This is a genomic window from cyanobacterium endosymbiont of Epithemia turgida isolate EtSB Lake Yunoko (assembly GCF_000829235.1).
In the GTDB taxonomy this organism is placed as follows: domain Bacteria; phylum Cyanobacteriota; class Cyanobacteriia; order Cyanobacteriales; family Microcystaceae; genus Rippkaea.
Genome location: NZ_AP012549.1, coordinates 2,030,491 through 2,042,844 on the forward strand (window position 1 = coordinate 2,030,491; position 12,354 = coordinate 2,042,844).

The window sequence follows — 12,354 nt, forward strand, 5'->3', positions numbered from 1 at the left end:
GAAATACTTGATTAAGTTTTATAAAGTATTTAGGTTTAAGGAATTATATTGCTGAAAAATAAAACAAAAGTGTTCTATGATAACTACAAGTAGTTTACAATAATTTCAGCCCAAATCAACGCTTTTAAAACGCCTCATAGCGATACGTTACTATACTGTTTTTAGGTTTATATTTTAGGGTTTATTCCTGGGCTTCTACTGCTTGATTAATCAATTGCTTGTTCTCATAAGGATTAGCTAAATTACTGAAAGCTATCATATTTACTTTGTAAAGTAAAATTGCCTCTTTATAGTTGTAAATTACTAAGTCTATCTGCTCTTAAGTGAAATAAGCATAACCTAGGAGACTTTAAATTCAAGCATAGTTTTTAAGTTTAATTTTTGTTTATCTTTCAATATCTTTTCTTAAAGTTTTACTAACTGGATATATAACTTTTTGTCTAAGAGAAGAGTACCTAATTTATAATACTCTTGAGGAGATTAACTTTGTTTTTGCAACTTCTCTTGAAACTTAAAAAAGTGACTATACCAAATAAATAAACTATTAGAATAATTTCATTCATCAGACTTAACGTGACGGATAATAGACATTGGAACAAACAAGTTTACTATTAACTATTTACTATCAACTATTGAGGGAAGTCCCCAAAATGCTGTCCGTTTTTGTAGCCAACCCGACTTTTGCCAACGAAGGATCGCTTGATTTACGCGATCGCGTAAACTACTATACTGTAAACCTTTGGGCATCACTACCGCTAAAGCTTCTGCTGACAGACGGACAGCAAATTGATGATAAGAAGGATAATCTTTTACCCACCCGGCCAAAACACTATTGTCTCCTGCAAAGGCATCGGCAGCATTAATTTCTAATAATGTTAAAGCTTCTTGATAGGAATTGACTCCAATCAATTGTGCTTGAGGAAATTCCTCACGAATGACAGATATGGCACTAGAGGCTCTAAGAACGGCAATTTTCCCATTAGCTAATCCTTGTAACCCTTTTAGATAGGATTGTTTTGCTACAATTCCTGTTCCATCAAGATAGTAATACGGGCTAAAGTCAACTAAACGGTTGCGAGAGGCTGTTACTGTCACCCTAGCAATCACTAAGTCAACTTTGCCATCAATTATCATTTGTAGACGTTCTTGGTTAGTAACAGGTTGTAAGATCACTGCTTGACGATCACCGAATAATTCTTCAGCTAACTCACGAGCGACATCAATTTCAAATCCTTGAAGTTGTCCTTCTTGAGGATAAAATCCTAAAGGGCGAACATTATCTTTAACGGCAATAATTAGTTTACCTCGACGCAAAATTTCGTCTAATTCTACTGTTCTAGCCGAACTCATTCCAAAGGTAAAAAAGAAGCTAATTAGACAAGTTAAGAAAACTTTTCTCATAAAAATTAATTGAAGATAAAGGCAAGTTTTTACCTTATTTTAATCAAGCTAATTGTTTCTTTCAATTTTTTCATGGCGGTTTAATTGTCCCATAACTAGTTAATTTAATCAGATGGTTATCTGTCTGTAGGTTGACTGAGTCGACAGTTTCATTTTGCAAAGTATAAGTAGCGACATCAACACCAATAGTGAATGTAATCTCATTTTGCCCTATCTTAGAGGTTTAGCTGTAATCACGATTCATCTGTTAACAGGTTTTAAAGCTATTTATGTATTGGTTTTAAGTACAGTAGCCATAATTTATTCTACTCCAAATTTTACTAAACAATCAACTGTTTGTAGAAAGGTTATATCATCATTCAACCATTAGAGTAGACTTGAACATCTTTATACAGCTACGTCTTCTAAGAGCTTAGTCTCTGGTATATTTTTTTATTGTTTAATAGATGCTTAGAGTTGTGTTGGATAGATTAGTATTAAATTGAGATAAATAGATAAATTTAAATAAGGGTTTTCCTGAACAATGGTTTTTAAAGAACAATCGTTAGATACCAGATTATCTAAAAATTAGCTGACATAATTAGAAGAGTAAGAACTATCATTTACTTATAATTTACAACTACTTTTAAATAAACTAGGAATAGTGTTTTTTTTAAAAAAAAAAGATTACCGCAATAACAATAATTATATTCTAATCAACCTCTATATTAATTACTCTAATCTAATATAAAGGTTGATTTATTTGTGTACATTTAAATCTACTTATTTAATTTTAATATAATAAAAACTAACTTATTACTCAAAACCATTAATACAAGCAAACTAATTAATATAATTATCGACATAATAGCTAAGTGATTAATATCAATAATTTCATTTTTTCTAGACTAGCTATGGTTAATTTTTAATAAATAAAGACTAAAACTATTATTAACTACCAATTTATAGTACTTGAGCTATAAGAGGCATAATTTCTAAATATATTTACATATAAAATAGCATAGATGCAAATGATTAACCACCATAAGAGTTTAAAATAAGGTTAACTTATTTAACGTAGAAAGACTTACTAAAAATAGATTATAGTATATATTTGTAGGTATTTATATCAATGACTATTATTGATATTTTAATAAATTTATCCTTTTTTAAAATTATTTAATTTTAAATTTTGTAATTTTTCTTTGCCATAAGCAATAATCTGTTTTTGGTGATCTATTGAGATAGTATCAACTGTTAAAGCGGGTCAATTCTTATTGAGTAATTTGTTGGTTTTAGTTAATACAAGAAAAATATAAATAATTCCAACAAACTTTTCCTGAAAACCATTAAAAATAAGCACTTTAATACCAGTGTTGGGAATATTAGGAACGCTATTAGAGTAAACCTCAGTTATTTTGTGATAGCGCTGATAGGTGCGTGTTTTACTATTTGAGAACTCAGTTAAATTGCTCCTCATAAGAAGCAATCCTTGATGGTTAACCTGATGATAATTTTGGATCATATTTACCTGACTATCGGTGATGTTAACATACGAAAAGTTTAGAATAAATATATATTTAATTAGTTTATTTTTGGTTTATAGCATAGATAAATTGATATCAATTTATTTGCTTATTTTTTGTTGAAAACCTAGAATTAAATGCCCCTAAAACTAATGTTAGATTTAGTATGGTAAAATATTTTAATATTGTTTTAATTTCGCGTTTAAACTATCATTTAAACATAATAAGCCATGTTTGTAAACTAGAAATCGGTAAAATTTAACCGTAAAATATTTCAATTGATGGAAACCAGATAAATATCAAATACAGTCCAATACAGGCTATAAAGTATAACTAAATTAGGATAAAAACACACTAACAAAGCAAAAAAACCGTCTTTTTCGTAAAAAAGAAAAGATAATAGCATAGGGATATTCTCACAATAGACTAAGTACAGATATTACTAATAAGTACTATGATAAGTTTTGAAAAAATACTTTAATTTTTAAGAATAGTTCAATCTGCGACTGTCTCAAGCATAAAATCTATCCACAAAAACGGTAGCTTAAAATAATTATCTAAAAATTTTACTATTAACAAGAAACCAAGACCTGAATGATACCTTCATTTAACCCTAAGTCTAGATAATTTTGTCCTAATCTCTTATAGCTAGCGCATATTTATAGTTTTTTTGTTATTTTTTAGAGGTAAATCATTGCTATCAAGAAAAAGACTGAGATCACCAATTTTTTAAACAGTCAACTTCATCCATTATTACTGGTATAAAAATTGCTAAATTAAAAGGGTAGATGCGGAGTATAACTTATTACTGCATCAATTTGCTGATAAATACCAGCCAGGCGATCTCCGTCTACATGAATTTCAGAAGTGGGGTAATTTTCTAAAATTTCGATCACTTGAATATTACGATCAGAGAGTGCAGAAGTTACTAAAGCTCCTCTTAATGATTCCCGATCAGCCCGTCTTGAGGGAGTATGGATTACTTGGCCAACTTTATCTAATACGAAATTCCCAGCAAAACTTTTCAGGATTTTGGATAAAAATACAGGATCGACATTCACATTTTGATTGAGAATACGGCGTAAATCTTCAGGTTGTTTATTTGCCATTTTGAGATAAGAATTTAAGGAAGAAGATATCTCACCTGTTTTAGCTAAGGTACTTAACTCAGAAATACAGACTGACTCTCGTAAAATACTATATTTTAGTATAATTTTATCAGCTGCTTCAACTGGCAGAGCAGCATAAAGTGCTCCAAAATTTCCTAAGATTAAGTTTAAGCTTAACCGATAGACTAGACTAAGTTTTATGAACTTTTTCATTACTATCAATTAAATTCAATAATTTCTAATATATATTCTACACCAGGTAAAAAAATATTAGTACGTTAATACTTTTTATTTTAGTGAGGTGTTAAGTTTCCTTTTGTCCTTAACTTTTAATATTCTTTATGTATAATCACCAGTCATAGTGATTACCCTCAATGGAATATAATAAAAAGTTTAGCAAAAATTATTAGTTTTTTAGCGAAATAAAACATAGTTTATCCTCCATCATTATGGTATATTAGTACTTTATTTTAACCAATAGTTATATAAGATTAAGACTTCTAGTCTAAACGTAGACTATCAGAGAGGTAACTAAGTTTCCTACTGTTTTACTTCTTTTATGACGATGTCTCCCATTGCCAAACAAAATAGTAAATACTTTGGGTAGATCCAAGTATCTTCAGTGAAAGTGACGATACTTGTAAAATTAGCTAAATTAACGAAATGTTTATTATTAACTTTTTTAAAAAATTTATTGCCAATGCCTAGACTTATTAGTCTAGGTTATAGATTTACACTATGCCAAGAGAAAGCCAATCTATTATTTTGCTTCCCCAAAAAATATAAAAAATAAACCAGCTTGAGTTAGAAACCAGATCGTAACCGGATTAGGTTTTATGTTTAACTCCAGATAGAAATTTCTATCTGGAGTTAAACATAAAAGTCTTGATAAGGCATAGTTATGCTCTCATCAAGAGTTCTCTTTATTATGTCTGATTTAAATAAAAATAAAGTTAAATATTTTTTTTGAAAAATTGTTTTTATAGTAGCAGATTTAGTTATTTGTAGAAAGATTATTACTTTTGATAAATTTAATTAGAATTAACCTTATTGTAAATCATTGTTTAGCATCTATAACAGATTAGAGGGTGACCACGTATCATCAACTCTTGATATCGTTGAAGAATCTGAACCGGAAAAAGAATCAGGAGAAACTCAATGAAAATTTCAAGGATTACTTCTAACTTCGTTAAATAGTGAATAGTAAAAGCAGTTTATACCCGCACTTGCCAGTACAATAAGGGGTTCTCCTCAATAATTTTAGATTATCTCACGCCAATGAACACTATCGACGATAAAGCAATTGTTAAAAAATATTTCAATGCCATTGGGTTTGACCGTTGGCGCAGGATTTATGGAGATGGAGAGGTGAATAAAATTCAAGAGGACATTCGTCGCGTCCATCAACAAACTATTGATACTGTGGTAGACTGGCTAAAGGCTGAAGAAAATATCAGTAGTTTGTCTATTTGTGACGCGGGGTGTGGTGTGGGGAGTTTAAGCATTCCCTTAGCTCAAACAGGGGCTAGAGTCCTTGCCAGTGATATTTCCGCGAAATGATGGAAGAAGCCGCCCAAAGAGCCCCAAAATCCCTGTAAGATGCCAGTAATATTGTCTTTACAGTTCAAGACTTACAAAAATTGTAGGGTCAATATCAGACCGTCATTTGTATTAATGCTCTGATTCATTATCCTACCGAAGATACAGCTAAAATGATTGCCCATCTTGCCTCGTTAGCAACGTCTCGTCTAATTCTTATTTTTGCTTCTAAAAACCTTTGTTTAACTATCCTTAAAAAAATCGGCGAATTCTTTCCAGAACCTGGTATAACTACCCGTGTCTCTCAGCATAAAGAAAAGGATGTCATTGCCATTCTAGAAAACAATGGTCTAAGAGTTCAACGCGAAGCTATGACCAGTACACGTTTTTATTACTCTCGAATTCTAGAGACGACCCGAAGTTAATTACTCGATCTTACTTAACTTTTAGCTCATATTTGTTGATTATGTCCATTACCCTTCAATGCCTTATTGAGGCCAAACGGCAAGGACGTCTCTTAACTGTCCTCACTGCTTGGGATTATGCCATTGCTCAACTCTTGGACATAGCAGGGGTTGATATTATTCTAGTGGGGGACTCCCTGGCAATGGTGGCCTTGGGACATAAAACTACATTACCCTTGACCCTTGAGGAGATATTACACCATGGAGGGGCAGTGAGGCGTGGAGTCAAACGGGCTTTCTTAGTGTGTGATTTGCCCTTTTTGAGTTATCAAGAAAGTATTAGCCAAGCTATCCACACGGCGGGGCGAGTATTGAAAGAAACAGAGGTTCAAGCGGTGAAACTCGAAGGAGGATACCCAGCTGTGGTAGAAACGGTTGCTCAATTGACGGCTATTGGTATTCCAGTGATGGGTCATGTGGGGTTAACTCCCCAGTCGGTACATCGCTTAGGATATCGTCAACAGGGACAAACTGAAACTGACGCGAAACGAATTATCTCAGAAGCAATCGCCCTATCAGAGGCGGGGGCATTTGCAGTTGTTCTTGAGCATATTCCGTCTAATTTAGCAAAGATTATTACTAATAAGCTTCCTATCCCAACCATCGGTATTGGCGCAGGATCTGACTGTGATGGTCAGGTATTGGTTACTGCTGATTTACTGGGATTATCAGGAAAAAAACCCCCTTTTGCTAAATCATATACCAATTTACGGCAGATTATTACTGAAGCGGTAAAAGAGTTTTCTAGAGAAGTACGCGAGGGGAAATTTCCCTAATTTAATAATAATTTCTTAATCGCAATAGCAACTCCATTTTGTTCTACAGTGGGAGCTACCCATTTAGCCATCTTCTGGACTTCTATAGGTGCATTCCCCATAGCCACCCCTAACCCTACATACTCTAACATTTCAGCATCATTGAAATTATCCCCAATAGCCATTATTTGGCTGGCTTCCAATCCCAATAGTTCCTCCGCTACAAAACGAGTGGCATTACCCTTAGTTGCTTGAGGATGGGTAGCTTCAAAATAAATTTCAGTAGACTGGGTTAAATAAAGTTGATTACGAGGGTAAACTTTTTGTAAATCTGTCAAAAGTGTATTTACTAAGTGAGGTTGACCAATAACTAAAATCTTCGTGGTTGGTAAATCAAGAATATCTCGTAAATCTTCTACTACCAAAGCTTCTATCCCTGATCGTTGTTGATAAGCTCGAGTACGAGAAGTAACATTACGCACGTACAAACGGTCATCAATATAGCAGTGAAGCTCAATTTCTTGATTCCATTGAGGTCGCTCAAAATATTCCAACAGTTGTAGAGCGACGGACGTAGATACAGGAAAATGTCTATAACGAGTTCCTGTTATAGGACACTGAACCCATGCCCCATTGTAGGCGATAATAGGTAATTGGGAACCGATAGCCTGATGAAAACGCAACGCAGAATGATACATCCGACCTGTAGCTAAAGCAACTTGAACCCCGTTAGCTTGAACTTTAGAGATCGCTTCCTTAACTGGTTCAGTAACCTCATTTGATTCACCTGCAATTGTTCCATCAATATCTAGCATCAATAAGCGAATGTTCACAGATTATCCCCAGTTAATTCTTGTTTTCTGAAAGAAGATTTTGCTTGGAGAATCGACATGACCATTGAGGGGCAATCTATGCATTGTTCTATAGAATAATAACAATTGAACTCAATCAAGATCAATATTCTATTAACCTTGACTGTAGCTGTCAGTCCATTTTGAAGGCAAACCAAACCGCCCACAAGACAATAGACAGAAATACCAATGTCCCGACAGTAATAGCGAAAGTGTGAAAAGCATCAGAGTCAATAAGGGTCATCTTGAAAAGCTTAGGGGTGTTTTGGTTTAGACAATCCAAAAGGGCATCTCAAGCTATTGTGTAGATACCTTGTATTCCTTTATTATATCCGTTGTTTCAACTATATTTCCCAAGTTACTTATTTTCTCTAGTTTTGATCGATTGTTCGAGTTATTCTTAACCCAACTTGTAGGGTTAGTACAATAAAATGCTTCATGGAGAAGGTTTTAAAAGAGATAGTCTGATTACACCTAAATGGCTGTATTTTATACACTCCATGTAATAAAATACAAATGAGTGAGTTGTTTGGGCTTTCCAAAATATCTGAGTCTTTCCTAATTCGGACATAGTCTGTAATTGAATATTTCCGAATGCCTCAAACTGCCTAGTCTTCAACCTTTTTACGAGCATAACCATCTTGCCAGTCACTGCTAATGATTTTCACCACAAATGTAGTCCAAACTGTCTAAAGTTAAAATAGACTGGTTATTATAGTCAAACCGAAGTGCTTCTTGACTAAGTGCATCTTGATCAACAACGGCAACATCAGTCTGACATGAGTCACAATTAAATTTGCAGAACTCAAATCAGTTTCATAAGTGTAGTAAGACTACTTTAGCATGTTTAACAAACTCTTCAGCTACAACGTCACTACCTGTCTTTATTTCTTTCCAGAAACATATTTTAAAAGTTTAATTAACTTCATTTTTAAAGAAAAATATATTGTGATAGCTAAATTTTTTAGATAGGCTGGTATCTAATTATCTCTTTTTTAAAACTATTTTTATATCTTACATTGACTTTAAGTTTACCTACTTAAATTCTCTTGCTTCAGTTTTGTAGATCACAATAATTTATTGCAAGTTTCTTTATATTATTCCCATTCAACTTATAATATTTTATTGATAGTTCTAATTGAATATCAATTTTTTTGAATATATAAATACTAGCTTACTAGAATTATGGTAATTTACACTAATAGTTTAAATATTTAAACTATTGCAGTTTTTTATCAATTTAATCCTGGTTGTAAAAGAAAAATTACGTAACAATATAGTAAAAAAGTGAATAAAAATGGCATACGAAATAATTCTTTGTTTTGCGAGAAATATTTTAGACTCTCTAAGTAATATATGCTTTTCATATTATTGTTGTAGACCAAACAAATCTTTGTGTAATGTTCTAATTTTTTCAAATTCTAATGTAGGGGTTTTAAAATATCCCGTTATGCTCCTCATGATATCAGTATTTATAAGCGTTGATAATGCACTTGTATCACCATAATAAATTTAAATTCAATAGCACGCAGCAATTTCACTCTATATTTCCCATTTCTGTCTGTTATAGATAGTAAATATTCAGTTAACCTAAAATCTTGAACGTACGTGGTTTCTCGTCCAGTAAATTTCATAACTGTTATTTTTGCTGCCGGTAGAATGACCAAATTCCCCTTATTGTCAATATTGCAGATCTACATATTTTTATTTAGTTGACTTTAAATTTTGAGTAAGTATTAAATGACAATCTCCTCATCCTATTCAGTCTATGTCCACTATCAGTAGAAGTTGTTATAAAATTCCCGAAGCTATTTTACAGACAGCGATATACTAGGCAATGGTGTTATAGAAAATCTTGACAAGATAGCCAGCAGACAAAGATCATCAGATACGTCAAGTATCAATCAACAGACTTAAACCTATAACTTGTATCAATCAAGATGAACACAGGAATCGACCTACAAGGCAGTTTTATTCAATCTCTCAAACAAATGGGAATTTCTGATGGGCTAGCAAAAGCCTTCTGGATTCCCTTGCCCTCATTTTTAATGATTATTGGAGCTACCGTCGGCGTATTAGTGGTGGTATGGTTAGAACGAAAAATTTCTGCCGCTGCTCAACAACGTATTGGACCTGAATATGCAGGTCCTTTAGGGGTTCTTCAACCTGTGGCTGATGGCATTAAATTGGTATTTAAAGAAGACGTCATCCCCGCTAAAGCAGACCCCTTGTTATTTACCCTAGGTCCAGTGTTAGTGGTACTTCCAGTGTTTGTTTCTTACCTAATTGTTCCCTTTGGGCAAAATTTGGTGATTACAGACCTAAATGTGGGTATTTTATTCTGGATTGCCTTATCCAGTATTGCCCCCATTGGCTTACTAATGTCAGGATATGCTTCTAATAACAAATATTCCCTTCTTGGAGGGTTAAGGGCAGCAGCACAGTCCATTAGTTATGAAATTCCCTTGGCTTTATCCGTTTTAGCAATTGTCATGATGTCTAATAGTCTCAGCACTATTGACATTGTGCATCAACAGTCAGGATATGGCATTTTAGGCTGGAATATTTGGCGGCAACCTGTAGGATGTATTGTCTTTTGGATTGCGGCGTTGGCTGAATGTGAACGACTTCCTTTTGACCTTCCTGAAGCAGAAGAAGAAATCGTAGCAGGGTATCAGACTGAATATTCAGGGATGAAGTTTGGTTTATTCTATTTAGGCTCATACGTCAACTTAGTTTTGTCGGCCTTGGTTTTTGCTATTCTTTACTTAGGGGGGTGGGAATTTCCAGTCCCTCTTGAAAAACTGGCAGGTTGGATTGGGGTAAACGAGACAAATTCCTGGTTACAGGTAATTACCGCTTCCTTGGGAATCATGATGACCGTACTTAAAGCCTATCTCTTGATTTTCCTCGCTGTTTTAATCCGGTGGACAGTTCCCAGGGTTCGTATTGACCAATTATTGGATTTAGGTTGGAAATTCTTACTTCCTGTTTCTTTGGTTAACCTTTTATTGACGGCAGCCCTAAAACTTACCTTTCCTGTCGCTTTTGGCGGCTAATCTCTTTTTTTGTTTATAACTCACCAATCAAGTGTCATGTTTAACCTACTCAAACAAGTCAGCGATTACGCTAAAGGGAGTGTTGAGGCAGCTAGATATATTGGTCAAGGGCTATCTGTTACCTTTGACCATATGCGTCGCCGTCCAATTACGGTACAATACCCCTATGAAAAACTTATTCCCTCAGAACGATTCCGGGGAAGAATTCACTTTGAATTTGATAAGTGTATTTCCTGTGAAGTCTGTGTTCGGGTATGTCCAATTAACCTTCCGGTAGTAGATTGGGAATTTAACAAAACTGTTAAGAAGAAAGAACTCAAACACTACAGTATAGATTTTGGAGTTTGCATTTTTTGCGGTAATTGTGTTGAGTATTGTCCCACCAATTGTTTATCCATGACGGAAGAATATGAACTAGCGGCCTACGACCGTCACGAACTCAATTATGATAATGTTGCTCTCGGACGGTTGCCTTATAAAGTAACCCAAGATCCAATAGTAACTCCCTTACGAGAGTTAGGATACTTACCTAAAGGGGTGTTTGAACCTCATGATTTACCCTTAGGAAGTCAACGGGCAGGAAAGCGTCCTGAAGAAATTGTAAAAGAGAGCGAGTAAAATATTTGATAGTTAATAGTGTTCTTTTTGTACTATTAACTATCAAATAAACTAAACTAAGTTAAGGAGAATTAACAGTAGTGAATTTAGCGGAAGGCATCCAAATTGTTTCCTTTGCTATTTTAGCAACAATGGTTATTGGGACATCTATAGGGGTTGTTTTACTGTCAAATATTGTTTACTCTGCTTTTTTGTTGGGGGGAGTTTTTATCAGTATTTCTGGTATTTATATTCTACTAAATGCTGATTTTGTGGCGGTGGCTCAAATCTTAATTTATGTTGGGGCTATTAATGTCCTAATTTTGTTTGCCATCATGTTGGTTAACAAGCGAGAAGACTTTTCTGCTTTACCCAGACATTGGATACGTAAAGGCTTAACTGCTTTAATTTGTGGGGGAATATTTATCTTATTAACAACTATGATTTTTGTTACTCCGTGGTCAATTAATCCCCCTTCTTCTCAGGTTATTGATAATACAATTGTTGAGATTGGCAAACATTTCTTTAGCGATTTTTTGCTTCCCTTTGAATTGGCATCTGTGTTACTTTTGATTGCGATGATAGGGGCAATTATTCTAGCTCGTCGTGATATAATCCCAGAACTCTTGGACTCTCAAGAAGAAATTGAGACAGCCCTAGAATTACCCGAACGTCCTAGTGAGTTAGAAGTCCGAGAATTAGCCTTATCTAAAGAAAGTAAACAGTAAATTAGTCATCAGTAATCTTTCAAGAAAAATTATGCAATTACAATTAGAATTTTGCTTACTATTAGCTGCTTCTCTATTCTGTATTGGAATTTATGGTTTAGTGGCTAGTCGCAATGCAATTCGTGTTTTAATGTCCATTGAATTATTACTCAATGCAGTCAATTTGAACCTTATGGGATTTTCAAATTTCTCCGATTCCGTAGAAATTAAAGGTCAAGTTTTTACGGTGTTTGTGATTACTGTTGCGGCTGCTGAAGCAGCTGTTGGGTTAGCGATTGTTTTGGCTATCTATCGCAATCGTGACACCATTGATATGGAACAGTTTAATATTCTCAAATGGTAAAAA

Annotated in this window: 9 protein-coding genes and 1 pseudogene; 6 read left to right on the forward strand and 4 right to left on the reverse strand. The window is 34.0% G+C overall.

Going from position 1 to position 12,354, the window contains the following annotated elements:
* Positions 1-615 precede the first annotated feature (615 nt).
* Positions 616-1,401 (reverse strand): transporter substrate-binding domain-containing protein, encoded by a 786-nt coding sequence (locus ETSB_RS06270; RefSeq protein ID WP_044106956.1) that lies wholly within the window; start codon positions 1,399-1,401, stop codon positions 616-618.
* Between the two features lie 2,281 nt (positions 1,402-3,682).
* Complete coding sequence (locus ETSB_RS06280; protein ID WP_044106959.1) at positions 3,683-4,228, reverse strand: alpha/beta hydrolase; 546 nt, start codon at positions 4,226-4,228, stop codon at positions 3,683-3,685.
* A gap of 1,065 nt (positions 4,229-5,293) precedes the next feature.
* Here ETSB_RS06280 and bchM point away from each other — a divergent pair.
* Both bchM and panB read left to right on the forward strand, forming a co-directional pair.
* Positions 5,294-5,979: pseudogene (gene bchM, locus ETSB_RS06285) on the forward strand (magnesium protoporphyrin IX methyltransferase).
* Positions 5,980-6,020: 41 nt separating this feature from the next.
* Complete coding sequence (panB, locus tag ETSB_RS06290) at positions 6,021-6,794, forward strand: 3-methyl-2-oxobutanoate hydroxymethyltransferase (RefSeq protein ID WP_044106960.1); 774 nt, start codon at positions 6,021-6,023, stop codon at positions 6,792-6,794.
* Here panB and ETSB_RS06295 read toward each other — a convergent pair.
* Complete coding sequence (locus tag ETSB_RS06295; protein WP_044106961.1) at positions 6,791-7,606, reverse strand: Cof-type HAD-IIB family hydrolase; 816 nt, start codon at positions 7,604-7,606, stop codon at positions 6,791-6,793. The two genes, panB and ETSB_RS06295, sit on opposite strands and share 4 nt — an antisense overlap.
* Positions 7,607-7,757: 151 nt before the next feature.
* Positions 7,758-7,868 (reverse strand): delta-aminolevulinic acid dehydratase, encoded by a 111-nt coding sequence (locus ETSB_RS09350; protein ID WP_084220210.1) that lies wholly within the window; start codon positions 7,866-7,868, stop codon positions 7,758-7,760.
* 1,696 nt (positions 7,869-9,564) lie between these two features.
* Between ETSB_RS09350 and nuoH the strand changes: the two genes are divergently transcribed.
* The 4 genes from nuoH (at position 9,565) to nuoK (ending at position 12,351) form a co-directional block, all read left to right on the forward strand.
* Positions 9,565-10,683 (forward strand): NADH-quinone oxidoreductase subunit NuoH, encoded by a 1,119-nt coding sequence (gene nuoH, locus ETSB_RS06305; protein ID WP_044106963.1) that lies wholly within the window; start codon positions 9,565-9,567, stop codon positions 10,681-10,683.
* A 36-nt stretch (positions 10,684-10,719) separates the two neighbouring features.
* Entirely contained in the window at positions 10,720-11,301 is a 582-nt protein-coding gene (gene ndhI, locus ETSB_RS06310; protein ID WP_044106964.1) for an NAD(P)H-quinone oxidoreductase subunit I, read from the forward strand.
* Between the two features lie 80 nt (positions 11,302-11,381).
* Positions 11,382-12,008 (forward strand): NADH-quinone oxidoreductase subunit J, encoded by a 627-nt coding sequence (locus ETSB_RS06315; RefSeq protein WP_044106965.1) that lies wholly within the window; start codon positions 11,382-11,384, stop codon positions 12,006-12,008.
* 31 nt (positions 12,009-12,039) lie between these two features.
* Positions 12,040-12,351, forward strand: a complete 312-nt coding sequence (gene nuoK, locus ETSB_RS06320) for an NADH-quinone oxidoreductase subunit NuoK (RefSeq protein ID WP_044106967.1) — start codon at positions 12,040-12,042, stop codon at positions 12,349-12,351.
* Positions 12,352-12,354: the final 3 nt, after the last annotated feature.

Coding starts and splice junctions, on each gene's coding strand:
- ETSB_RS06270 (WP_044106956.1), bottom strand. CDS start 1,401: ATGAGAAAAGTTTTCTTAACTTGTCTAATTAGCTTCTTTTTTACCTTT.
- ETSB_RS06280 (WP_044106959.1), bottom strand. CDS start 4,228: ATGAAAAAGTTCATAAAACTTAGTCTAGTCTATCGGTTAAGCTTAAAC.
- panB (WP_044106960.1), top strand. CDS start 6,021: ATGTCCATTACCCTTCAATGCCTTATTGAGGCCAAACGGCAAGGACGT.
- ETSB_RS09350 (WP_084220210.1), bottom strand. CDS start 7,868: ATGACCCTTATTGACTCTGATGCTTTTCACACTTTCGCTATTACTGTC.
- nuoH (WP_044106963.1), top strand. CDS start 9,565: ATGAACACAGGAATCGACCTACAAGGCAGTTTTATTCAATCTCTCAAA.
- ndhI (WP_044106964.1), top strand. CDS start 10,720: ATGTTTAACCTACTCAAACAAGTCAGCGATTACGCTAAAGGGAGTGTT.
- nuoK (WP_044106967.1), top strand. CDS start 12,040: ATGCAATTACAATTAGAATTTTGCTTACTATTAGCTGCTTCTCTATTC.